The sequence below is a fragment of the Streptomyces yerevanensis genome (assembly GCF_000716805.1).
In the GTDB taxonomy this organism is placed as follows: Bacteria; Actinomycetota; Actinomycetes; order Streptomycetales; family Streptomycetaceae; genus Streptomyces; species Streptomyces flaveus.
Window position 1 is genome coordinate 23764 of record NZ_JNWJ01000057.1, and the last position, 23508, is coordinate 47271.

The following is a 23508-nucleotide window of genomic DNA, read 5'->3' on the forward strand; positions in this document are numbered from 1 at the left end:
GACAGTTCGTCAGCAGTGGATCAGCGAATTCGCAGCTTCCTCGGACCGACCGGCAACGACTACGAGCAACAGCGGCCGGTTGTACGGCACTTCCCTCAGCCTGCGGGTCACCGGTTCGACGCGATGGTCCGACGCGACGGTTCGGCGGTGGCGGCGAGCAGGGCGGCGTCGTCGTCGACCCGGTCGGGGGTGTTCAGCAGCTCCAGGGCCCGTTCGGTGATCTGCTGGGGGTCGGTGCGGGCGGCGGCGGGCAGCGCGTCGCAGGTCTGGCGCAGGGACGCCAGGCCGTCGTCCAGGGACAGCGCCCGGTTCTCCACCAGGCCGTCGGTGTACAGCAGCAGGCTGGTGCCGGGCGAGAACGCCACCTCACGGTCGACCGGGATGCTGCCCAGTCCCAGCGGCAGCGCCGGGGGCAGCTCCAGGTAGGCGGTGTCGGCGGCTACCAGCAGGGGCGGCAGGTGCCCGCTGGCGGCGTAGCGCAGGCGGTGCCGGTGGGGGTCGTAGACCGCGTACAGGCAGGTGGCGAAGCGGTCGGTGGCGAGCGACTGCAGGTAGGCGTCCAGCCTGGTCAGCACCTGGGCCGGGCCGGCGCCCTCCAGCGCGAGGCTGTGCAGGGCCGAGCGGAGTTGGCCCATCACGGTGGCGGCTTCCACGTCGTGGCCCATGACGTCGCCGATGGCCAGCCCCACGGCGCCGTCGGGCAGGGCGAGCACGTCATACCAGTCGCCACCGACCTCGGCGCCGCGGTTGCTGGCCCGGTATTGGGTGGCCAGGCGCACGCCGGGCACCTGGGGCAGGCGGTGGGGCAGCAGGGCACGCTGCAGGGTCAGGGCGAGGCGGCGCTCGTTGTGGTACCGGGTGGCGTTGTCGTAGGCCAGGGCCAGGCGGTGGGCGAGGTTCTCCAGATACTTGTGTTCGACCGCGGAGTACCCGCCGGTGTGCCGGACCAGTACCAGGGCCCCCAGCGTCTGGTCGTGGGCGTGCAGCGGCAGGGCCAGCACGGCGGCGGGCGCCGGGTGCGGGTCGGCTGGGACTGGGTGCGAGCCGGCTGGGGCTGGGGTGGTGTCGTCGATCGCGTGGGCGGCGGCGGTGGTCAGGGCCTCGCGGTCGAGGAGGGGGGCGCCGGCGATGTATGCCGGGGGCGACTGCGCCGGGGCGGGTGCCGCGGCGGTGAGGTGGATGCTGATCTGGTCGGCGAAGTCGGGCAGCAGGATCTGGCCGGCGGTCTGCAGTATCTGGTCCGGGTCGAGGGTGTTGGCCAGCCGCAGGCCCGCTTCGGCCAGGGAGGCCAGCACGGCCAGCTGGTTGCGGGTCTCGGTCAGGCCCTGTTCGCGCAGCCGGGACAGTTCCAACCCGGTGCGGACGCGCGCCAGCAGCTGGCGCGCGGAGAAGGGTTTGGCCAGGTAGTCGTCGGCGCCGGCGTGCCGGCCCTGCACGGATTCCTCCTCGCCGGCGCGGGCGGTGAGCAGGACGATGGGCAGGCGGGCTGTGCGCGGGTCGGCGCGCAGCGCCCGGACCAGCTCGAAGCCGTCCATGCGGGGCATCATCACGTCGCTGAGCACCAGTTCCACCGGCTGTGCCAGGGCCGTCTCCACGGCGGCCCGGCCGTCGGCGGCGAGCAGCACGTCGTAGTCGGGCTGCAGGAGCTGGGTGAGGTAGGCGCGCATGTCGGCGTTGTCGTCGACGACCAGCAGGCGGGCCCGGTGGGGGCGGTCGGTTTCGTGCGGGCCGGGGCCGTGGGGGGCATCGTGGGTCGCGGGGGCCTGCGGGGTGCGTGCCGCGGCGGGGGCAGAGGTGGCCGCGGCGGGGTCGGGGTCGGCCGCCAGCCAGCCCAGCGCCTCGTCCACGTAGGCCGCGGAGCGGCCGGGCCGGCCGCCTCCGCCTTCCCTGGGGGTCTCCCCGGGGGATCCGGCGCCGGCCGCGGGCGGGGCCGGGCGGGGCTGGCGGGCGGCGAAGGGGAGGTCCACGGTGACGGTGGTGCCCTGGCCGAGCCGGCTGTCCACGCCGACGGTGCCGCCGTGTGCTTCCACCAGGTCCTTCACCAGCACCAGGCCGAGGCCGCTGCCCTCGTGGGAGCGGGAGCGGGCGCCGCGGACCCGGTAGAAGCGCTCGAACAGGCGCGGCAGCTCGTCCGCGGGGATGCCGGTGCCGGTGTCGGTCACGGTCAGCCGGGCCCGGTCGCCGGCCGCGGCCATCTCCACCCGGGCGCCGCCGGTGAAGGTGAACTTCAGGGCGTTGCTGAGCAGATTGAGGATGATCTTCTCCCACATCTCCCGGTCCAGGGGCACCGGCTCGGGCAGCGGCGGGCAGTCCACCTCCAGCGTCAGCCCGGCCGCCTCGAAGGCGGAGCGGAACACCCCGGCCAGCTCGGCCGTGGCACCGGCGAGGTCGACCGGTTCGAGGGCCGGGCGCATCTGCCCGGCCTCGGCCCTGGCGACGTCCAGGAGGGTGTTGACCTGCTTCAGCAGGCGCAGGGCGCCGCGCTCGGCCAGCTCCAGCTGCTCGCGCCGCTCGGGCCGGTCCTCGTCCGCCAGGGCCTGCTGGAGCGGGCCCAGGAGCAGGGTGAGCGGGGTGCGGAACTCGTGGCTGACGTTGGCGAAGAAGGTGGTCTTGGCCCGGTCCAGCTCGGCCAGCGCCTCCGCCCGTCGGCGCTGCTCTTCGTGCGCGAGCGCGGCCGACTCGTGTGCGAGCGCGGCCGACAGCGCCCCGGCCACGGCGGAGGCGAGCACCTCCAGGAAGTCGTGGTAGGCCCCGGCCGGGGGGAAGCAGGGGTTGAGGCCCACCACCAGGACGCCCTCCACCTGGCCCGCGCCGTGCAGCGGCAGGGCCAGCGCCTCCTCGACCGGGATCCGGGTGGCCGCGGCGTGCTGCCCGGCCGTGCCGCCGCCGGTGAACGCGGCGGCCGGCAGCGTGGCCGGGGCACCGTCGGCGACCACCTGAGCCAGCCGGGCCGCCGCCTCCGACCCGTCGGCCGCACTCAGCGAGCCGGTCTCGGGCGCCGACTGGAGCCCGGCGGAGGCCGCCGGCCGCTGCATCCCCGGCTCGGAGGCCAGGTACAGGCCCAGAAACGGGATCTCCTCGGGGTAGGAGCCCGCCACCTCGGCGACCACGCGGGCAACCTCGTCCGGGGTGGGCAGCCCGGCCGTGCGCGTGCCGGTCTCGCTCAGCAGGCGCAGCCGGCGCTCGCCCAGTACCCGGCCGGTGGTCTCGGTGAGGATCTGCAGCACGCCGCCGACAGTGCCGTCGTCCAGCAGCACGGGCTGGAAGGCGGAGTCGAAGTAGCACTGCTCCAAAAAGCCGTGGCGCTCCATGATGAGCAGCTCATTCGGGACCAGCAGGGGCTTGCGGGTACCGGTCACATAGTGGAAGTGGGAGCTCACGGGGTGGGCCCAGACCTCGGGAAACACCTCCTTGTAGGGCCTGCCGAGCGCCCAGGGGTGTTTGGCGCCGACAATGGGTGTGGAGCCCTGGTTGTACAGCGTGGCGAATTCAGCCCCCCAGTACAGAGCCATCGCATGCTCCGAGGTGAGCATGAGGCGCAGGGTGTCCACCAGGGCCCCCGGCCAGGAGACGGGGGGCCCGAGCGGCGTCGCCGCCCAGTCGATCCCTGCCAGAAGCTCGCCGAACGCGCCGCCTTCGGCGAACACCCGGGCCGCCGCGGTACGCGGGTCATCGGGCCGGGTCATCGAGAAATCTTCCTCCTGGCGCCTATGTGATCCGCCCGCGCCCTCCCAAGGCTGCCGACGGCCACTCGCTGCGGACCTCCCGGGCAGATCGGACGCCGGATCCGAGGATCCGACGGTTCTGGCTACATTTCTGCCCGAATTGGAAAGTTAAACAGTTAAAAGGCTATTTGCCCAGCAGTGTACGCCTGCAACCGCACGCCGACGGCGGTGATCATCGACTCGCAGTCCCTGCGGGCCTGCCGCCCGAGTGAGGCCGGACCCGGGCTCGCCGAGCGGGCGGGAATCATCGTTCCCCGCCCGCTGTTGCCTGCCAGAGCAGGCACCGCAGGAAGCCCCAAGGAGGCCGAACGTGTACGGCGACTCAGCAACGGTCCGCAAGATCCTCACCGAGCTCGGTGACACCTGGGCGGTCGTCGGGCTGTCGACGAACGAGCGCCGGGCGGCCTACGGAGTCGCCGGCGTCCTCAAGCGCTACGGCAAGCGCATCGTCCCGGTGCATCCGAAGGCGGAGACGGTCCATGGGGAGAAGGGGTACGCGTCGCTGTCGGAGATCCCCTTCGACGTGGACGTCGTCGATGTGTTCGTCAACAGTGACCTGGCCGGTCCCGTCGCCGACGAAGCCGCCGCCATCGGCGCCAAGGCCGTCTGGTTCCAGCTGGGCGTCATCGACGAGGCGGCGTACGAGCGGACTCGCGCGGTGGGCCTCGACATGGTCATGGACCGCTGCCCTGCCATCGAGATCCCGAAGCTCGGCTGAGATCCGCGAACCGCAGGCCGGTCCTCAGCGGTCCTTGCGCGACGTCACCGTGAACTGCGCCCCGTCGGGGTCCCGGAGCACCGCCTCCGTCGGAGGCGTCTCCGTGTGCGACGTGCCGACCCGGACGACGGTGCCGCCGTGGGCCCGCGCGGCGCCGACGCAGGCCTCGACGTCGGGGACCGCGAAGTGGATCTGCCAGTGCGGCCGGATCGTGGGGTCGGGCGCCGCCTCCACGGCGCCGGAGTGGATCCGGGCCACGATCTCGCCCTCGCTGCGCAGGACGACCTCGTCCGCCTCGTAGTGGACCTCGCAGCAGCCGGGTTTCGGGGAGGCCCACTCGAGGACCTCCCCGTAGAACATGGCGGCGTCGAAGGCGTCGCGGGTGTGCAGGCGTACGAAGGCGGGGGCGGCCCGGCGCCAGGACTCCCAGCCGGAGATGAGACGGCCCTCCCAGATGCCGAAGACCGCTCCGTCGCGGTCCGCGAGGAGAGCGGCCCGGCCCGGCGGGAACGCGATCGGGCCGACCGCTGTCGTGCCGCCGCGTTCCTGCCCCCGGGCCACGGCCTCGTCGGCGCTGGACACGGCGAAGTAGGGGGTCCAGGCGACTGCCATCTGCCACATGGAGGCCACGGCCGAGATGCCCGCGACCGGCACATCGTTCGCGTACGCGATGCGGAACCGGTCGCCCAGCGCGAACGAGCGGAACTTCCAGCCGAACACCGCGTGGTAGTAGTCCTCCGCGGCGGCTTCGTCGCGTGCCGTCAGGCTGACCCAGCACGGGGCGCCGAACACGGACTCGCTGGAGATGACATCGTCTTGAACTGTGGTGTCACGGTTCATGGCAGTACCGTCCTGGCTTCCCTGACCGATGTGCTCAGCCGCCGGTGCCGAATCGCTCCCAGACGCGGTGCTCGCCCAGCAGCCGGGTGATCTGTTCCAGGGCGCTCGTGCCGCTGTCCGCGGTCACGACGCCCGGCGCACCGGCCGGGACGCCCGCGGCATCGAGGGCGGTTTCGGCGCCCGCCCAGCCGCCGATGGCCTTCCCGTGCCGGTAGGCCTCCGACAGCATCAGAAGCACCCGCGGATCCGTGGCTGCTTCCGTACCAGCATCCCCCGCCTTGGCGTCCCGCGCTCCGTAGGCGTCGCTCCCGGGGCCCGGAGCACCCGCCAGCACGATGGCGTCGTACTCCACGGACCGGGCGGTCGCGAAGGTGCGCTGCACCTGGACGGGCTCGCCCTCCGCGTCGAGCTTGCCGCCGGCCGGGGCGATCACCAGCGGGACCATGCCCGCGTCCAGGACCGCCCGGCGCACGGTGCGTACGCCGTCGAGGTCGCCGCGTTCGTCGGTGACGATGCCGATGACGCGCCCGTCCAGCGGCCAGGTGCGGCCCAGCTGTGAGAGGGCGGGGCTGGGGTCGACGGCCGTCAGGGGGACGGTGGCCTCGGGTGCGGGCAGGCCGAGACCGGTGGCGACCTGCCCGCACAGTTCGGGGTCGATGTTGGCGAGCACCTGGAGCCCGCGCTCCTTGACGGCCTGCTCGTAGCACTTGCCCAGCTCGAAGGTGTACGCCGCGATGATGTGCTCGCGCTCCACCGGGGACATGCTGCGCCAGAAGAGCCGGGGCTGGCTGAAGTGGTCCGAGAAGGAGGCCGGGGCCTCACGTTGCTTCCGGCCTGTCGGCACCTCCACGGGCGTCTCGATGTACGCGCCGGTGTCGGCGCCCGCGAGGAACGGGCAGCCTCCGTCGAGGGAGTTGGGCCGGTAGGGCGCCGCTCCGGTGTGGACGGCCGTCTGGTGCATGCCGTCCCGGTGCATGTCGTTGACGGGGGCGTGGGTGCGGTTGACGGGGAGCTGCGCGAAGTTCGGCCCGCCCAGGCGGGAGATCTGGGTGTCCAGGTAGGAGAAGAGCCGGCCGGCCAGCAGCGGGTCGTCGGTGATGTCGATGCCGGGCACGAGGTGGCCGGGGTGGAAGGCGACCTGCTCGGTCTCGGCGAAGAAGTTCGACGGGTTGGCGTTCAGGGTCAGCAGGCCCACCGGCTGCACGGGCGCCAGTTCCTCCGGGACGATCTTCGTCGGGTCGAGCAGGTCGATGCCCTCGAAGGTCTGCTCGGCGTTGTCCGGGAAGGTCTGGATGCCCAGTTCCCACTGCGGGTAGGCACCGGCCTCGATGGCGTCGGCGAGGTCGCGCCGGTGGAAGTCCGGGTCGATGCCGTTGATGAGCTGCGCCTCCTCCCACACCAGGGAGTGCACGCCGAGCTTCGGCTTCCAGTGGAACTTCACCAGCGTGGTGGCGCCCTCGGCGTTGACCAGCCGGAAGGTGTGGACGCCGAAGCCCTCCATCGTGCGGAACGAGCGCGGGATGGCCCGGTCGGACATGTTCCACAGCGTGTGGTGGGTGGCCTCGGTGTGCAGCGTGACGAAGTCCCAGAACGTGTCGTGGGCGCTCTGCGCTTGGGGGATCTCCCGGTCGGGGTGCGGCTTTCCGGCGTGGATGATGTCCGGGAACTTGACCGCGTCCTGAATGAAGAAGACCGGGATGTTGTTCCCGACCAGGTCGAAGGTGCCCTCGCCGGTGTAGAACTTCGTCGCGAAGCCCCGCGTGTCGCGCACCGTGTCCGAGGAGCCGCGCGAGCCGAGCACCGTGGAGAACCGTACGAACACCGGGGTCTCGGCCTCGCCGGTCAGGAAGGCCGCCTTGGTGACCTTCGCGGCGGTGCCATAGCTCCGGAAGACACCGTGCGCGGCGGCCCCGCGCGCGTGCACGACCCGCTCGGGGATGCGCTCGTGGTCGAAGTGGGTGATCTTCTCCCGCAGATGGTGGTCCTGCAGCAGAACGGGCCCGCGCTCACCGGCCTTCAGTGAGTGGTCGGTGTCGTAGAGCCTGGCTCCCTGGGCCGTCGTCAGGTAGGCGTCACCCTGGGCGTTGGTGGACTGATCTGCGCCCGTCGGTCGTCCCGTGGGGCTGACCGTTTCGGGTGCGCTCTGGTCGGGTTTGGGCGGGAGGGGTGCGTGGGGTTCGGTCGGTTCGGCGACTGACGGCGTGTGTGCTCCGGGCTTGCCGGGGACGCCGTCCGCCGGGCCGTCTTCGCGCAGTACGTCGCCTGCCTTGTGCGCTGCGGCCTTCAGCGGGTTCTTGTCGCTCATCGCACTTCCAAGAGGTCGGGGAGTGTTCTGCGCCGCCTGGGTACCCCCGACCGAACCCTTGAACCAGCCCGCCTTCGCCGACCCGGGCCGCGCGGAGCGATCAGTCCTCGCCCAGGATGATGTTGCTCTGAAGGCCCGCGGGCTCCTGCTCACCCCGCTGTTCCCTGCGGGCCTCGCGGCGAACTGAAAGAACAGCGCGCGCACCGTCTTCGGTCCTGCGCTCCGCGATCACCGGCTCGACGCCGGCCGACTCGATGTCCGCGCTGGTGCCGGGTTCCATGAGGGCACCTCCTACGTCTTCCGCTCGTGGCTCCGAGTACCCGGCGCCCGCGTTCCAAACGGGCGGTGCGTTCCGCGCCCGGGCCGGGCGGACGCTTCGGCCCGCGGCTCGAGGGGACTCGGAGCTTATGACCGAGAAAGCAGACATCCGGGGCTCGTACTGGATGGACACGGCACCCGGCGAGACGTATCCACCGCTCGACACGGATGTGACCGTCGACGTGGCCGTGGTCGGCGCGGGCATCGCCGGACTCAGCACGGCCTGGGAGCTGGCCCGCGCCGGGCGCGGCGTCGCGGTCCTGGAGGCCGACCGTGTCGCCGCGGGCGTCACCGGCCACACCACCGCGAAGCTCTCCGTCCAGCACACGCTGATCTACGACCGGCTGCGCCGGACCCGTGGCCCTGAGGCGGCGCACCTGTACGCACGCTCGCAGACCGAGGCGATCGAGCACGCCGCGGCCGTCGTCGACGAGCTGCGCATCGACTGCGACTGGGAGCGCAGGAGCGCGTTCACCTACACCCGGGACGAGCGCCGGGCCGACGAGATCCGCGCCGAGGCTCAGGCTGCCCGGGAGGCCGGCCTTGACGCGGAGTTCGTGACCGAGACGGGTCTTCCCTACTCCGTGGCCGGGGCGGTCCGCGTCGCGCATCAAGCCCAGTTCCACCCGCGCAAGTACCTCCTCGCCCTCGCCGAGGATCTACGGGCCCGGGGCGCCCTCCTCCACGAGCGCACCCGGGTCCTCGGCCTCGAGACGGGCGATGCCTGCCGTCTGACGACCGAGACCGGGGCGCGGGTGACCGCCGGCCATGTCGTGATCGCCACTCACTATCCGGTCTTCGACCGGGCGCTGCTGTTCACCCGGCTCTCCCCGCGCCGCGAACTCGTCGTGGCCGCGCCGATCTCCGCGGACCGGGATCCCGACGGCATGTACATCACGCCCGAGGAGGACACCCGCTCGGTCCGCACCGCCCCGTACGAGGACGGCCGACGGCTGCTGATCGTCACCGGCGAGCACTTCACCCCCGGCACCGGCGACACCGACAAACGGTTCGCACGCCTCACCGACTGGGCCGAGGAGCACTTCCCGGGCCTCACGCCCACCTACCGGTGGGCCACGCAGGACAACGACTCCACCGACACCGTGCCGCTCGTCGGCCCACTGCCCCCGCTGTCCCGCCACGCGTACGTGGCGACCGGCTTCGGCGGCTGGGGACTCAGCGGCGGCATCATGGCCGGCCGACTGCTGACCGGACTGATCACCGACAACCGCCCGCCGTGGGCCGAGCTGTACGATCCGCGGCGCCTGCGTTCCGTACTCCGTGAGGCCCCGGCCTTCCTCAGGCACCAGGCGACGGTGGCCCGGCACTTCGTCGGCGACCGCCTCCCACCGTCGCACGCCGACACCCTGGCCGACATCGCGCCCGGCACCGGCGCCGTCGTCCGACACGGCGGACAGCGCTGCGCGGTCTACCGCGACGAGGACGGTCGCCTGCACGCCGTGTCCGCGAGGTGTACGCACATGGGGTGCCTGGTCGCGTTCAACGCGGCGGAGCGCGCCTGGGAGTGCCCGTGCCACGGCTCGCGCTTCGACACGGACGGCCGGGTGGTGCAGGGCCCGGCGACGCATGCCCTGGAGCAGCGAGACGTGCACGAAGAAGAGCCGCCGGAGGACTGACGAGCGGCCCTAGTCGTGGGCGGGTCGGCCGCTCAGCCGGTGGTCGGCCAGGTTGAGCGCCTCGTCCACGACCCGGCGCAGATGGCCGTCCCGCAGGGAGTAGATGACCCGGCGGCCCTCCTTGCGGGTGTTCACCAGGCCCGCGAGACGCAGTCGCGCCAGATGCTGGCTGACCGCCGGCCGGGCGGCGCCGCACCGCTCCGTGAGCGTCGTGACGTCGGCCTCGTCGTCGGCGAGGGCGTGCAGCAGGGCGAGCCGGGTGCGGTCGCCGAGGAGGGCCAGGACTTCGGCGGCGAGGGCGAACTGCTCCTCGCCGGGGGTACGCGGATGCGCATCCTGCGCAGGTGATAGGTGCATGCGTGCGCTCATACGCACATAATGGCTCCGTGGGCCTCGCCGAGTCCACTCCCGCATACGGAAAGGGGACCCTTGTGAGCGTCGAGCACCACGGCCACGGCCATTCTGAGCACGGGCATCACGAACATCACGGGCACGAGCACAAAGGGCACGAGCACGGGCATCGCGGGCGCCTCTCCCATCTGCTCCACCGGCTGAGCCACCTCCTCACCCCCCACTCCCACGAGAGCGCCGACAAGGTCGACGCCGCCCTGGAGTCCTCCGCCCGCGGCATCCGGGCCCTGTGGGTCTCACTGGCCGTGCTCGGCGTGACCGCCGCGGCGCAGGCGGGCGTCGTCGTGATCTCCGGTTCGGTCGCGCTGCTGGGCGACACCGTGCACAACGCCGCCGACGCGCTCACCGCCGTACCCCTGGGGATCGCCTTCGTGCTGGGCCGGCGCGCGGCCACGCGACGGTTCACGTACGGCTACGGCCGGGCCGAGGACCTGGCGGGCCTCGTGATCGTGCTGACGATCGCCGCCTCCGCGGTCTTCGCGGGCTGGACGGCGATCGACCGGCTGCTCGATCCGCGCCCGGTCACGCACATTCCGGTCGTCGCCGCCGCGGCCGTCATCGGCTTCGCGGGCAACGAGTGGGTGGCCCGCTACCGCATCCGCGTCGGCCGCGCGATCGGCTCGGCCGCGCTCGTCGCGGACGGCCTGCACGCGCGCACCGACGGCTTCACCTCACTCGCCGTCCTGCTGGGCGCGGGCGGCGCGGCGCTCGGCTGGAAACTGGCCGACCCCATCGTCGGGTTGGCGATCACGGTGGCCCTGCTGCTGGTCCTGCGCGACGCCGCACGCGAGGTCTTCCGCCGGGTGCTGGACGCGATCGACCCGGCGCTGGTGGACCGGGCCGAGCGGGCGCTGCGGGAGGTGCCGGGCGTGCAGTCCGTCGGCGAGCTGCGGCTGCGCTGGATCGGCCACCGGCTGCGGGCCGAGGTGGCGGTGGTCGTGGACGGTGACGTGACCGTACGTCAGGCGCACCGCGTGGCCGTCGAGGCCGAGCACGCCCTGCTGCACGCCGTTCCCGGGCTCACCGCGGCCCTGGTCCACGCCGACCCGTCACCCGCGCCCGGCGAGACGGATCCCCACCTTGCCCTGGCCCACCACACGGCGTGACCTGCACATCAGGCGACGCCGAGCCCTTCCAGCACCACGGCGCTGGGAAGCTCCGCGAACGCCTTCCCCGGCACCAGCAGCTTCCCGCGCCGACGGCCACTGCCGACCAGGACGTACGGCAGATCGACCACGGCCGAGTCCACAAGGACCGGCCAGTCGCCAGGCAACCCGATCGGCGTGATCCCGCCGTACTCCATCCCGGTCTCGCCGGTAGCCGTGTCCATCGACGCGAACGACGCCTTGCGCGCGCCCAGTTGACGCCGGACCACGCCGTTCACATCGACCCGGGTGCCGGAGAGCACGACGCAGGCGGCGAGCGTGCTCTCCCCGCCCCGCTTGCCCGCGACGACCACGCAGTTGGCGGACTGGTCGAGGAGCTCCGGACCGTAGTGCTCGAGGAACGTGGCGGTGTCGGCCCAGTCCGGTTCGGTGTCGACGTACACGATCTGCTCGGCGGGAACGTTGCCGCGCCAGTGGCGTACGGCGTCGGCGACCGGGCGGGTCAGTTCGTCGAGGCAGTCGGGCGCGGGCGTGGCGTTGTCGAAGTGTCCGATCGGTGCGCGCATGACCGCACGCTAACAGGAGGACCGGCGGCCTTCGACGGGTGTCTCAGTGCACGCCCGGTACCGACACCGTCATGACCATCTCCAGCGGTACGTCGCCCGAATTGGCGTACGTATGGGGGACGTTGGCCTCGAAGGAGACGCTCGCGCCCGCGGGGACCCGGTGCTCCGTGCCGTCGACGGTGAGCGCCAGCTCGCCCGCCGTGACATGGATGAGTTCGACCGTGCCGGTCGGGTGCGCGTCCGAAGAGCTGCCCTCGCCCGGCATCAGCAGCCAGTCCCACATCTCCAGCGGGCCGGGCGCCTCGGTGCCCGCGAGGAGCCGGTTGTAGCTGCCGGCGTCGGTGTGCCAGAGCCGTACGGCCTGCTCGGCCGGGACGATGCGGACCTTCGGCCCCTGCTCGTAGTCGAGCAGCGTGGTGATGCTGATGCCGAGGGCGTCGCCGATCTTGACGACGGTGCCGAGGCTGGGGTTGGTGCGCGCCTGCTCGATCTGGATGAGCATGCCGCGGCTGACCCCGGCGCGAGCGGCGAGCGTCTCCAGGGTGAAGCCGCGCTCGCTGCGCCAGCGCTTGACGTTGCGCGCCAGGGACTGGGTCAGCAGGTTGAGGTCCGACACATCACGTCCAATATTATGAATGACAGAGTTCAATACTTTGCACTACGGTGTGGTGCACCTGTTCGTTCACTGCACTGTACTGCGAGGCATCCCGTGACAGCACTCTTCGCTCTGGCCACCAGCCTTCTGTGGGGGCTGGCCGACTTCGGCGGCGGGCTGCTGACACGACGTATGCCGGCCCTGACCGTGGTGGTCGCCTCTCAGTCGATCGCCACCGTCGTGCTCGGCGCGATCGTCGTGGCGACGGGCGCCTGGAGCGAGGCGGGTCCGCAGCTGTGGTTTGCGGTGGCGGCCGGGCTCGTCGGGCCGGTCGCGATGCTGGCCTTCTACAAGGCGCTCGCCCTGGGCCCGATGGGCGTCGTCTCGCCGCTCGGCTCGCTCGGCGTCGCCGTCCCGGTGGGGGTGGGTCTCGTCCTCGGCGAGCGGCCGGGGCTGTTGCAGTTCGCGGGAATCGCGGTCGCCGTCGTGGGCGTCGTGCTCGCCGGGGGCCCGCAGTTCAAGGGCGCCCCGGTGCAGCGGCAGGCCGTCCTGCTCACCCTGCTCGCGGCGTTCGGCTTCGGCGCGGTGATGGCCCTGATCGCCGAGGCCTCGACCAACCTCACGGGCCTCTTCCTCGCCCTGTTCGTCCAGCGCGTGACGAACGTCTTCGCGGGCGGCACAGCCCTGTACGCCGCCGTCCGCCGCGGCACCGAGGCTCCCCCGAAGGTCTCGCCGGCCGCGCTCCCGGCCCTCGCCTTCGTCGGCCTCGCCGATGTCGCGGCCAACGGCACATACTCACTGGCCGCCCAGACAGGCCCGGTCACCGTGGCGGCCGTACTCGCCTCGCTCTACCCGGTGGTCACGGCCCTGGCCGCCCGCGGCATCCTCAGCGAACGCCTGCGCGGCGTCCAGGCGGCGGGCGCGGGCCTGGCCCTCGTCGGCACCGTACTGCTGGCCACCGGTTAGGAGTCGGCGCGTACGTCGTCGACGGCGCCCTCCGCGCCCAGCGCGGCGAGGCGGGCCGCGCTCTCGGCGTCGAGTTCGGTCAGGGCCAGCAGCTGGTCCGGGGTGACGCCTTCGGGGATCGGCACCGGTGCCGGCGTACGCAGGGGCGGCTGCCAGCCGTCGCCCGGCGACCAGCGCCGTACGACGCGCGCCGGAGCCCCGGCCACCACCGCGTGGTCGGGCACCACGCCGCGGACCACCGCACCGGCCGCCACCACGACGTTCCGCCCGATCCGCGCGCCGGGCAGGATCACCGCACCCGTCCCGATCCAGCAGCCGGAGCCGATCTCCACCGCCTCCATCCGCGGCCACTGCTTGCCGATCGGCTCGTGGGGATCGTCGTAGGAGTGGTTCGTGGACGTCACGTACACATAGGGCCCGAAGTAGCAGTCGCTGCCGATCGTGACCGTCGTGTCGGCGATGACGTGGCTGCCGCGGCCCAGCACGACACCGTCGCCGATGCGCAGAATGGGATCGGGCCCGAGATCGAGATCGGGCATCAACCCGGCGGTCAGCGTGACCTGTTCGGCGACGATGCAGTGGGCGCCGAGATGGATCCACGGCTCACCGAAGACCGTGCCGAGCGGGAAGGCGAGTCTGGTACCTGTTCCCATCGCGCCGAAGCGGAACCGTCCCGGGCTCTCGGCGCTCACGGATCCCGTGCGCTGCACCCAGGCCCAGCCCGCATGCACGGCGCGCTGGACGAGGCGGCGCCGCCATGACGAGAACGTGTTCCTGCTTCTGGGCACCCGCTCACCGTACTCAGCGGGCGTCGCACCCAAGAGGCCGTACACCTGTGATCTTCGCCCCACCCGGCTGTCCGGACCGATGGCTTACGGTGCCGGTAGCGACGAGACGAGGAGTTGACGATGACGCACAAGGCGCTGATCGCGAGCGTGGGCGGCAAGGATCCGAAGGTGGATCAGGAGGCGTTCGCCGCCCCCACGTCCGTGGTGCTCGGCGATGTGACGCTGCACGCGGGCGCGAGCGTCTGGTACGGCGCGGTGCTGCGTGCCGAGTCCGAACCGATCGCCATCGGCGCGGGCAGCAACGTGCAGGACAACTGCACACTCCACGTCGACCCCGGCTTCCCCATCACCGTCGGAGAACGCGTCTCGATCGGGCACAACGCCGTGGTGCACGGTGCCACGGTCGAGGATGACTGTTTGATCGGGATGGGTGCCACCGTGCTGAACGGCGCGGTGATCGGGGCGGGATCCTTGGTCGCCGCGCAGGCCTTGGTGCCGCAGGGGATGCGGGTGCCGCCGGGGTCGCTCGTCGCGGGCGTACCGGCGAAGGTGCGGCGGGAACTGACAGCGGAGGAGCGCGAGGGGATTGTGCTGAACGCGGCGGTTTACACGGAGCTGGCGCAGACGCACCGCGAAGCGCACGAGAAGTAACGACTGTCGGCTGTCAGCGGTCTGCGGGTCCGTTGTGGCTGGTCGCGCCCACGACGGGCCCCGGCTCGAGCGAAGCCGAAAGCGGGAGAAGTCAGCTCGTTGACGGTCGCGTCGAGAGCGTCTCGGTGAACGGGGTGACGGGCCGCTCGATACGTTCGCCGTCCACGGTGATGTCGACCGCCTCGTTGTAGAAGGCGAGGAGTCCCTTGATGGCGGGCACCGTGGGCAACGGGTCCGGATAGCTCCAGACGATGTTCCCGGGGACGTCGAGATCGCCCCGCAGCGACCAGTACTCGGCGGTGCCCTTGTAGGGGCAGCCCGTGCTGTGGCCGGTGGAGCCGAAGAGATCGAGGCGGACGTCCTCGCGCGGGATGTAGTACCGCACCGGCAGGCCGGTCTCGAAGAGCAGGACCGGACGGCGGGTGTCGGCGACGACCCTGCCGTCGATCTCGACCTGGACGTGACGGCTGCTCGCGAGAGCGTCCACCCGGTGGTGCGGGTCCTTGGGGTGGATGAAGATCTCTTCCTCCTCCTCGTACCAGTGGTCCAGCCCCCGGCCACCGCGCTCGGACCACTCGAAGGCGATGTGGCCGACCAGGTCGTCGGCGGGGTAGGTCCAGGCCGCGTTCTCCAGCAGTTCGCCGTCGACTTCGAGGTCGTAGAAGATCTGCGATCCGGAGTGCTTGCCCGTCCGGGGGTTCTTCGCCGGCCGGAGCAGGTCCTCGCGGACCTCGTCGCGGGGGAACGCGTACAGCGGGACGGGCCGGTCCGGCTCCCAGACGAGTACGGGGTGGTGGCTGTCGACGACGGTGACATCGCCCTTGCGGCCACGGACCCAGCGTTCGCTGGGCTCCCACAGGAAGCCCTCCGGGGTGGTCCGTACGGATCGCATGGTGAACAACACACTCATTGACCCATGCTCGCCGACGCCCCCGCCGAGGGCAAGAAAACCGGTCATATAGAGCCGAACGGTTCCCCTTGGGTCGTTGATCCGTTGGGTTGCGTCAAGTCGAAGATCAGGTACCGGTCAGCCCTTACCATGGCTAACCTCAGCGTTTTCACGCGTGCAGAGTTGCGTTCACCGCAGGGAGCATGCCCATGGGCACCACAGAGGCCGCACATTCACCGTCCGACAGCGAATTCCTGAACGGCCCGTCTGCCGGGTCGGCCGGGCCCATGGTGCCGCGCCTCGTGCTGGGTACGCGGCTGCGCCAACTGCGGGAGGAACAGCAGATCTCCCGTGAGACCGCGGGCCACGTCATCCGCGCCTCACAGTCCAAGATCAGCCGGCTGGAGTGCGGCCGTCACGGGTGCAAGCTGCGTGACGTGGCCGATCTGCTCACGCTGTACGGAGTCACGGACCAGGCCGAACGCGCCACCTTGCTGGCTCTGGCCGAAGAGGCCAACACCCCCGGCTGGTGGCAGGCCTACAGCGACGTGGTGCCCAGCTGGATGCAGGCCTACCTGGGAGTCGAACAGGCGGCCACGCTCATCCGCAGCTTCGAGGTCCAGCGTGTTCCCGCCTTGCTGCAGACCCCCGACTACGCCCGCGCCGCCCTCCGCCTCGCCCATCCGGACGCCTCCGCGGACGAGCTGGACCGGCGGGTCACCCTGCTGATGACTCGCCGGCGGATCCTGCACCGGGAGCAGGCGTCCCAGCTCTGGGCCGTGATCGACGAGGCGGCGCTGCGTCGTGCGGTGGGCGGCGGGAGCACGATGCGCGCCCAGCTCCAGCACCTCATCGAGGTCTCTCAACTCCCGCAGGTCACCGTCCAGATCATGCCGTTCCGGGCCGGCGGGCATGCCGCGTCCGGCGGTCCGGTCACCATCCTGCGGCTGCCCGGCGGCCAGTTGCCCGACGTGGTCTGTCTCGAGCAGCTCGCCAGTGCCCTCTATCCCGACAAGCCGGCCGAGATCGAGTACTACTGGGGCGTCATGAACCGCCTGGTGGTGCAGGCCCAGTCACCCGAGGCGACGCCCACGATCCTGCACCGGATCCTCCAGGAGACCTGACCTTCGGAACCTTCGGACGCGGACCGGCAGGCCGCGCGGCCGGCGGGCTTCAGCGTTTGAGGGCGACGCCGCCGTACTGGTGCACCTCCGCCGGGAGGCCCCAGGCGCTGGTGTCGGGGCGCCAGCGCGAACACGACGCGACACCGGGTTCGATCAGTTCCAGACCGTCGAAGTAGCGCGCGATCTGCTCGGGGCTGCGCAGGATGTACGGGATCGAACCGCCCTCGTTGTACTGCTGGATCGCCGTGACGTACTCCTCGCTGGTGTTGGTGCTGTCGTACTGCACCAGGTAACTGCCCGGAGGCAGGGCGTCCACCAGTTGCCGCACGATCGAGCGGGCCTCGTCGTAGTCCTCGATGTGACCCAGGATGCCCATCAACATGAGAGCGATCGGCTGATCGAAGTCCAGCGTCTTCCCGGCCTCCCGCACGATGGTGGCCGGCTCGCGCAGGTCGGCGTCCACATAGTTGGTGACGCCCTCGGGGGTGCTGGTGAGCAGCGCGCGGGCGTGTGCGAGCACCAAGGGGTCGTTGTCGACGTAGACGATCTTGCATTCGGGGGCGACCCGTTGGGCGATCTCGTGGGTGTTGTCCACGTTGGGCAGACCGGTGCCGATGTCCAGGAACTGCCGGATGCCCTCCTCGGCGGCCAGATGCCTGACGGCGCGGGCCAGGAAGTACCGGGCGGCACGGGCTCCGGTCTCGATCCCGGGGAAGATCTCACGGAACGCGTCACCGGCTACGCGGTCGACCTCGTAGTTGTCCTTGCCGCCCAGCCAGTAGTTCCAGATGCGGGCCGACTGCGGCACAGTGGTGTCGATCTTGGAGAGCGCCTCCGGGTCGGAGATGTTCGGCTCATCAGTCATGGACGCTCCTGTGAGTAGTCGGTGCGGGGAACGCAACCCCGTCGAAGAGGTGCATAGGCACATAGGCGAATACCAGCCGTTGCCGCCCACGTTATTCCTCACGGCTCGGCACGGGTAAGCACGGGCCGCCAACTGCCCATGTTTCGCAGATCATTGGCTGGATTCCCGCGCATCACGGGACAGCGGGTGTACGGGTCCGACATCCCGCCGTACGCGACCGTGCGGGCGCCCCGGAGAGGACCCGGGGCGCCTGCCCAGCGCCGCAGTGGCCGCTTTCTTAACACCGCGGCGATGCCGGCCTCGTCGCCGAGGGGGCGAAAGAGGCAAGCCGGTGGCCCTGGTGACCTTCGTTCGCGAGCCGTCCCTGTTGGCTCACGCCCGGTCCCGGGCCTCGCCGCCACCGATGGGCCGGTGACGTGAAGAACCATAGTGGCCTGTGTGACGGGAGAGGCAACAGCGCTGGTTGCGGCGTCAGTTCCTCGTAAGGAGTGTGGGGCGGCCACAGTGAGCGTGGGTCCCATTGGTCCGGGAAGGGTGGGACTTTCTACTCACGCACGTCCAGGCGGCTGATCCCGCCGGCGCCGCCGATCCGGTCGAGTGCGCGGGCCCGGCGGCGGGCGTCGCGGATGCCCTGTGTGGCGGCCGACTCGATTCGGTGGGCGTCCGCGGTCGTTTCGAGGCGTCGCCTGTCCCGACGGATCAGCACGACCGTCGCCCAGGCGACGAGCCCGAACAGAGCGACCCCGACGATCACCACGAGCACCATCACAGCCTCCGTTCACAGCCGACCTCGCATTCCAGGGACCCGGAAGCGCGCACCCTCCACACTTCCCATCGTGCGGGCTCCCCCGGTACGAATCACCGCCCGCCGTCGGCAGTTTCGTACCCGGGAAGCTGCCAGGACTCGGCAACCAGGCCTCGAACGGGCTCAGTTGTTCGGGCGAAGTGTCCAGACGACCGTCATCTCTCCGGTGACGGCACCGTCCTCCCGCTGGATGGCGACGGCCACCGGGAACTCGGGGCGCTTGCCGTCGTCGAGCTCGGCGACGACGTCGGCGATGGGACGGCCGAGCGTCGCGGTGGCCGTGACGGGCCCGCGCGCAAGCTTCTTGTACGCGATCTCCGCGCTGACAGCGAGCGGTACGGCGCGTGTGAGCTGGTCCCCGAAGGCGGCGAGGACGACTGCCCCGCTCGCCGACTCGCCCAGCGTGAACATCGCTCCGGCGTGCGGCCCGCCGACGTGGTTGTGGAACTCGCCCTGGTCGGGCAGGGCGAGGACGGCCTTCTCCGGTGTGGTCTCGAGGTACTCGAGGTTCAGGGTCCGGACCATCGGCACCGTGGCGGCGAGCATCTCGCCGATCGACATCTGGTCTGCGCTCATAGCCGACACGTTACCCGCGAGTAGCATCCCTGGCCATAAGCCGACGATGTGATCGCAGTATCGTGACCGCCCATGTGGCCAGGAGAGCAGCCGCCGACCGGCGGGCAGCCCAATCCGTACCAGCAGCCCGGCTATCAGCAGCCGAGCCCGTACCAACAGCCTGGCTATCAGCAGCCGAACCCGTATCAGCAGGGCCAGTGGACGACCCCCACCGTCCCGTCGGGCGCTCCTCAGCCCCCTCAGGGCGGCGGTGGCAGCAACAAGACGAAGCTCATCGCGATCGTCGCGGCGGCGGCCGTCGTGGTCGCCTCGGGCGTGACAGGATTCGTCCTGCTCGGCGGCGACAAGGAAGACAAGGCCGAGCCGGATCCCGCCAAGTCCAGTACGCAGCCCACCAGTTCGGGAAATCCGCGCGGCTCGGACGGCGAACAGCCGACGATCGCGGGCTGGAAGGCCGTGGTGAACCCCAAGACGGGCATCGCCTTCGACGTGCCTGCCGACTGGGCGCTCGAGTCCCCCGACTGGGTCTCGTACGTCACCGAGGACGACGATCCCGAGGAGAAGCCCCTGGCCGCCTTCGCGGCTCCGGCATTCCTCGAGTCGAAGTGGTGCGGGACGGACGAGGACAAGGACGGCAGCGAGGACTACACGCCGCTGGCAGGCGCGGGCACCCGGGGCAACAACGGCGCAAAGAGCACCGAGGAGATCGCTCGCGCCGACTCGAATGCCTGGGTCTACGGGGCGTATACGCAACCGGAGAAGACGAACATCGACTCCAATGCCGTGGAGTCGTACACGACGAAGTCCGGCATCACGGGCAGTGTGGGCACCGCGTGGTCCACGAGTGTGAAGAAGTCGGGTAAATGTGACAGCGACGGCAAGTCGACCGTGTTCGGCTTCAAGAACGCCGACGGCGACTTCGTCTCCTGGTCGTTCCACGGCGCAAAAGGCGTGTCCGGTGAGGTACCGGACGCAACGGTGAAGAAAATCCTCAGCACCGTGCGGCTGTACACGGACCCGTCGGGGTCCTGACCGGTACAGCGCTGACGAGTGTCAGTGACAAAAACGTGTCCCCACGCCGCTAGGGTGGGCGCCCATGTGGCCAGGACAGCAGCCGCCCGGGGGCGAGCAGAACCCGCAGGATCCGAATCAGAATCCCTATCAGCAGCCGGGGTACCAGCAGCCGAATCCGTATCAGCAGCCCGGATATCAGCAGCAGCCCAACCCCTATGCGCAGCCGCCCGGCCAGCCGGGCTGGGGTACGCCCACGCCAGCGGATCCGCTGGGCGCTCCCCAGCCGCCGCAGGGCGGCGGTGGCAACAACAAGACGAAGGTCGTCGCGATCGTCGCGGCCTCCGCCGTCGTCGTCGCGGCCGGTGTCACCGGATTTCTGGTCCTGGGCGGCGACAAGGACGACACGGCGAACGACTCCGAGAAGAAGAGCCCGGCCGCCACGGCTCCCGCGTCGAAGAAGCCGAGCGCGCCCGCATCCGGTGGTGGGGAGAACCCGCGCGGCACCGAGAGCGAGAAGCCGACCGTTCCCGGCTGGAAGGTCGTGGTGAACCCGCGGTTCGGCACCGAGTTCGATGTGCCCGCCGACTGGGAAATCGAGAGCGCGGGCACCAGCGTCGGCTTCGAATGGGAAGAGAAGGGCAAGACGGACCGGACCACCGTCACGGCTCCCGCCTATCTCAAGTCCAAGTGGTGCTCGGACGACTCCGACAAGGACGGCCGCGAGGAGGACACCGCTCTCGCCACCGCCGGAACGCGTGGTGAGAACGGCGCCACGAGCACGGCTCAGGCGGCCGAGACCCGGGTCCCGTGGTGGATCTTCGGCGGCTTTACGCAGCCCGACAAGAAGAGCATCACGTTCACCAAGCCGAAGCCTTTCAAGACGACTTCGGGCCTGGAGGGAAGCGTCGCCACGGCGTATTCGAAGAACACGCCGCAGAACGGAAAGTGCGCCTCCGACGGCAAGGCCATCACCTTCGCGTTCAAGAACGGCGCGGGCGATTTCGTCACCTGGAACCTTTACGGCGCCAAGGGCGTCGACGAGGAGATTCCGGAGGCGACCGTTCAGAAGATCCTCAAGACGGTACGCCTCACCGATGCCGCCCCCACGAATTCGTAGCTTGACGGACTTTCTGAGGTTCTGAGGGTTCTGGGGGCTTCGGCGCGATTGGCGATTGGCAAGTCGGGGCGGTGACGCGATAGTTCACCAGTGACCAGTCCCGCCGCCGCCCCGAAACGCCCGCGCCGCCCCGAATGGGCGGGCCGCAACTACACACTGCTGACCGCCGCCTCGGTCGTGACGAGTCTCGGCAGCCAGGGCGCCCTGATCGCGGCGGCGTTCGCGGTACTCGACGCGGGTGGCGACGGCGGCGACGTGGGCCTGGTGGCGGCGGCCCGCACTCTCCCGCTGGTGCTGTTCCTGCTGATCGGCGGCGCGGTCGCGGACCGGCTGCCGCGGCATCGGGTGATGGTCGCGGCCAACACCCTCAACTGCCTTTCGCAGGCGGCCTTCGCGGTCCTCGTACTCGCCGGGGAGCCGCAGCTCTGGCAGATGATGCTCCTGACCGCGCTCGGCGGCACCGGCCAGGCGTTCTTCGGCCCCGCGGCCGAGGGCATGCTGATGTCCTCCGTCAGCGGCGAACAGGTCGGCCGCGCCTTCGCGTTGTTCCGGCTGGCGACGCAGGGGTCCGGTCTCGGCGGGGCGGCCGTCGGTGGGGCGATGGTGGCGGCGATCGGCCCCGGCTGGGTGCTCGCCGTGGACGCGGTGGCGTTCGCGGTCGCCGGGTCGCTGCGGGCCTTCCTCGACGTGAGCCACATACCGCCGCGCGAGCCGGGCGAGGGCCTGCTCGCCGATCTCCGGGACGGCTGGCGCGAGGTCGTCGGCCGGCCCTGGCTGTGGTCGATCGTGGCGCAGTTCTCCGTCGTGGTCGCCGTGGTCGCCGCCGCCGAGTCGGTGTACGGACCGCTGGTCGCCCGGGACAGCCTCGGCGGAGCCGCTCCGTGGGGGCTGGCACTCGGCGCGTTCGGCGCCGGGAACGTCGGCGGCGCGATCCTGATGATGCGCTGGAAACCGCGCCGCATGCTGCTCGCGGGCACCCTCTGCGTCTTCCCGCTGGCCATGCCGTCGGCCGCGCTCGCGGTGCCCCTGTCGGTTGCCGGGCTCTGTGCGGTGATGTTCGTGAGCGGTGTGGCCCTCGAGGTCTTCGGGGTTTCCTGGATGACCGCGCTGCACCAGGAGATCCCCGAGGACCGGCTCTCCCGCGTCTCGGCCTACGACTGGTTCGGCTCCGTCTCGATGGTCCCGCTGGCCACGGCCCTCGCGGGTCCGGCGGAGGAGGCCTTCGGGCGTACGGCGGCCCTGTGGGGGTGCACCGTGCTGGTGGTCGTGGTGACGGCGGGGGTGCTGTGTGTGTCCGACGTACGGAACATGACGCGGCGTACGAAGGAAGTGGTGGTGGGAGTGCCAACGGCGAGTGAGCCGGCCGGCTGGAAGCGCCCGGCCGACGGATCGTGAGGCGGATCGTGAGGGGCGCTGTGAAGACCGCGTCAGCCGATGCTGAACGCGCCGTCCGGTGGTTCGGGTGACGGCACCGCGTTCTCGTCCCGTACGGGCTCGGCGTCTCCCATGAAGTCGCGCAGCGCGGCCCCGTGTTCGAGGCGGGCCGGGAACGCGTCGGCGGCCGTACGGCGGGCGAGGGTGGCCGTGTCGACGGGGTGATGGGCGGCGACGAGGATCGCGTTGCCGAACCGGCGACCGCGCAGCACGCCCGGCTCGGCGATCAGCGCCAGTTCCTCGAACACCGTGGAGAACGTGGCGAGTTGGGAGCGCAGGAAGGCGAACGGCGCGGTGTCGGCGAGGTTCGCCAGATACACCCCGCCGCCGCGCAGGACCCGCCCGGCGGCTCGGGCGTACGCCACCGATGTCAGGTGCGCCGGGACGCGTGAGCCGCCGAAGACGTCGGCGATCACGACGTCGGCGGAGTCGGGGGCAGCGGTTTCCAGCCAGGTGCGGGCGTCCGCGGCGTGCAGTCTGATGCCGGCGTCGTCGGGGACGGGAACGTGCTCGTTGATCAGGTCGATCAGCCCTCGGTCGGCCTCGACGACGTCCTGGCGGGAGCCCGGTCGGGTCGCGGTGAGATACCGGGGCAGGGTGAGCGCGCCGCCGCCGAGGTGCAGTACGTCGAGCGGGCGCCCGGGCTCCCCGAGGGTGTCGAGGACGTGCCCGAGCCGTCGGGCGTACTCGAACTCCAGGTGCGTTGGTGCGTCGAGGTCGACGTACGACTGCGGGGCGTCGTTCACCGTCAGCAGCCAGGCGCGCTTGCGGTCGATGTCCGGGAGCAGTTTGGCGGTTCCGTGGTCTACGGGGCGGGTCACAGGTATCCGTTCGTCCACGGGTGCCTCCGGCGGTTGGGTTCGTTTTCGGCTGCGGCGCCGTCGTGGCTGGTCGCGCAGTTCCCCGCGCCCCTGGGTGGGTGGGGGGGTGCGGGGCCGTGGGCCGGTGCGTCAGCCCGTCGCAGGCCGGGCATACGACTCGGTGTTGGTACACGGTGCGGGTCCTCCGAGACAGAACCTACGCGACGGGCATACGACGCACCGGCCCACGACCCCTCC

22 protein-coding genes are annotated in these 23508 nt (G+C 71.1%); 9 read left to right on the top strand and 13 right to left on the bottom strand.

The window, feature by feature from the left end; translation table 11 throughout:
- Positions 1–107 precede the first annotated feature (107 nt).
- Positions 108–3686 carry a SpoIIE family protein phosphatase gene (locus OP79_RS38820; RefSeq protein WP_051745309.1) on the bottom strand — a complete coding sequence of 1193 codons (3579 nt, stop codon included), beginning with the start codon at positions 3684–3686 and terminating at the stop codon, positions 108–110.
- A 349-nt stretch (positions 3687–4035) separates the two neighbouring features.
- Here OP79_RS38820 and OP79_RS38825 point away from each other — a divergent pair, with 349 nt between their 5' ends.
- Positions 4036–4443 (top strand): CoA-binding protein, encoded by a 408-nt coding sequence (locus OP79_RS38825; RefSeq protein ID WP_033327349.1) that lies wholly within the window; start codon positions 4036–4038, stop codon positions 4441–4443.
- Positions 4444–4467: 24 nt separating this feature from the next.
- On the opposite strand, the gene OP79_RS38830 is transcribed toward OP79_RS38825, so the two are convergent.
- The 3 genes from OP79_RS38830 to OP79_RS38840 all read right to left on the bottom strand — a co-directional run bounded on the left by OP79_RS38830 (position 4468) and on the right by OP79_RS38840 (position 7868).
- Positions 4468–5283: a VOC family protein gene (locus tag OP79_RS38830; protein ID WP_033327351.1), complete on the bottom strand. Its 816-nt coding sequence runs from the start codon at positions 5281–5283 to the stop codon at positions 4468–4470.
- Between the two features lie 34 nt (positions 5284–5317).
- Complete coding sequence (locus tag OP79_RS38835; protein ID WP_033327354.1) at positions 5318–7588, bottom strand: catalase; 2271 nt, start codon at positions 7586–7588, stop codon at positions 5318–5320.
- Positions 7589–7688: 100 nt separating this feature from the next.
- Positions 7689–7868: a hypothetical protein gene (locus OP79_RS38840; protein ID WP_033327356.1), complete on the bottom strand. Its 180-nt coding sequence runs from the start codon at positions 7866–7868 to the stop codon at positions 7689–7691.
- Between the two features lie 127 nt (positions 7869–7995).
- Here OP79_RS38840 and OP79_RS38845 point away from each other — a divergent pair, with 127 nt between their 5' ends.
- Positions 7996–9543 (top strand): FAD-dependent oxidoreductase, encoded by a 1548-nt coding sequence (locus OP79_RS38845; RefSeq protein ID WP_033327358.1) that lies wholly within the window; start codon positions 7996–7998, stop codon positions 9541–9543.
- Between the two features lie 9 nt (positions 9544–9552).
- Here the strand turns inward: OP79_RS38845 and OP79_RS38850 are convergent, their stop codons facing one another.
- The gene (locus OP79_RS38850) at positions 9553–9912 is read right to left on the bottom strand and encodes an ArsR/SmtB family transcription factor (RefSeq protein ID WP_033327360.1); all 360 of its coding nucleotides are present in this window, start codon (positions 9910–9912) and stop codon (positions 9553–9555) included.
- Between the two features lie 62 nt (positions 9913–9974).
- Between OP79_RS38850 and OP79_RS38855 the strand changes: the two genes are divergently transcribed.
- Positions 9975–11060 carry a cation diffusion facilitator family transporter gene (locus tag OP79_RS38855; RefSeq protein WP_033327362.1) on the top strand — a complete coding sequence of 362 codons (1086 nt, stop codon included), beginning with the start codon at positions 9975–9977 and terminating at the stop codon, positions 11058–11060.
- Between the two features lie 8 nt (positions 11061–11068).
- On the opposite strand, the gene OP79_RS38860 is transcribed toward OP79_RS38855, so the two are convergent.
- Positions 11069–11626 (bottom strand): YbaK/EbsC family protein, encoded by a 558-nt coding sequence (locus OP79_RS38860; protein ID WP_033327364.1) that lies wholly within the window; start codon positions 11624–11626, stop codon positions 11069–11071.
- Positions 11627–11669: 43 nt separating this feature from the next.
- Positions 11670–12242 (bottom strand): helix-turn-helix domain-containing protein, encoded by a 573-nt coding sequence (locus tag OP79_RS38865; protein WP_033327366.1) that lies wholly within the window; start codon positions 12240–12242, stop codon positions 11670–11672.
- A gap of 93 nt (positions 12243–12335) precedes the next feature.
- On the opposite strand from OP79_RS38865, the gene OP79_RS38870 reads away from it, so the two are divergent.
- Positions 12336–13187: a DMT family transporter gene (locus OP79_RS38870; RefSeq protein ID WP_033327368.1), complete on the top strand. Its 852-nt coding sequence runs from the start codon at positions 12336–12338 to the stop codon at positions 13185–13187.
- Here the strand turns inward: OP79_RS38870 and OP79_RS38875 are convergent.
- Positions 13184–13975: an acyltransferase gene (locus tag OP79_RS38875; protein WP_033327381.1), complete on the bottom strand. Its 792-nt coding sequence runs from the start codon at positions 13973–13975 to the stop codon at positions 13184–13186. The genes OP79_RS38870 and OP79_RS38875 overlap by 4 nt on opposite strands.
- A 120-nt stretch (positions 13976–14095) precedes the next feature.
- Here OP79_RS38875 and OP79_RS38880 point away from each other — a divergent pair, with 120 nt between their 5' ends.
- The gene (locus OP79_RS38880; protein ID WP_033327370.1) at positions 14096–14626 is read left to right on the top strand and encodes a gamma carbonic anhydrase family protein; all 531 of its coding nucleotides are present in this window, start codon (positions 14096–14098) and stop codon (positions 14624–14626) included.
- Positions 14627–14717: 91 nt separating this feature from the next.
- Here the strand turns inward: OP79_RS38880 and OP79_RS38885 are convergent, their stop codons facing one another.
- The gene (locus OP79_RS38885) at positions 14718–15536 is read right to left on the bottom strand and encodes a DUF427 domain-containing protein (RefSeq protein WP_033327371.1); all 819 of its coding nucleotides are present in this window, start codon (positions 15534–15536) and stop codon (positions 14718–14720) included.
- A gap of 188 nt (positions 15537–15724) precedes the next feature.
- On the opposite strand from OP79_RS38885, the gene OP79_RS38890 reads away from it, so the two are divergent.
- A complete protein-coding gene (locus OP79_RS38890) occupies positions 15725–16639 on the top strand; it encodes a helix-turn-helix domain-containing protein (RefSeq protein ID WP_078492283.1) in 915 nt (304 codons plus the stop codon).
- Between the two features lie 49 nt (positions 16640–16688).
- Here the strand turns inward: OP79_RS38890 and OP79_RS38895 are convergent, their stop codons facing one another.
- From OP79_RS38895 to OP79_RS38905, 3 genes are all read right to left on the bottom strand, one after another.
- Positions 16689–17504, bottom strand: coding sequence for an SAM-dependent methyltransferase (locus OP79_RS38895; protein ID WP_033327372.1), 816 nt, complete (start codon positions 17502–17504; stop codon positions 16689–16691).
- Positions 17505–18048: 544 nt separating this feature from the next.
- The gene (locus OP79_RS38900) at positions 18049–18270 is read right to left on the bottom strand and encodes a hypothetical protein (RefSeq protein WP_033327373.1); all 222 of its coding nucleotides are present in this window, start codon (positions 18268–18270) and stop codon (positions 18049–18051) included.
- 162 nt (positions 18271–18432) lie between these two features.
- A complete protein-coding gene (locus OP79_RS38905) occupies positions 18433–18870 on the bottom strand; it encodes a DUF4442 domain-containing protein (protein ID WP_033327374.1) in 438 nt (145 codons plus the stop codon).
- Between the two features lie 87 nt (positions 18871–18957).
- On the opposite strand from OP79_RS38905, the gene OP79_RS38910 reads away from it, so the two are divergent.
- The 3 genes from OP79_RS38910 (at position 18958) to OP79_RS38920 (ending at position 22411) form a co-directional block, all read left to right on the top strand.
- A complete protein-coding gene (locus tag OP79_RS38910; protein ID WP_033327375.1) occupies positions 18958–19917 on the top strand; it encodes a DUF8017 domain-containing protein in 960 nt (319 codons plus the stop codon).
- 64 nt (positions 19918–19981) lie between these two features.
- Positions 19982–21016 carry a DUF8017 domain-containing protein gene (locus OP79_RS38915; protein WP_033327376.1) on the top strand — a complete coding sequence of 345 codons (1035 nt, stop codon included), beginning with the start codon at positions 19982–19984 and terminating at the stop codon, positions 21014–21016.
- Between the two features lie 90 nt (positions 21017–21106).
- Complete coding sequence (locus tag OP79_RS38920; RefSeq protein WP_033327377.1) at positions 21107–22411, top strand: MFS transporter; 1305 nt, start codon at positions 21107–21109, stop codon at positions 22409–22411.
- A gap of 32 nt (positions 22412–22443) precedes the next feature.
- Here OP79_RS38920 and OP79_RS38925 read toward each other — a convergent pair whose 3' ends face one another.
- Complete coding sequence (locus OP79_RS38925) at positions 22444–23289, bottom strand: spermidine synthase (RefSeq protein WP_033327378.1); 846 nt, start codon at positions 23287–23289, stop codon at positions 22444–22446.
- Between the last annotated feature and the right edge of the window lie 219 nt (positions 23290–23508).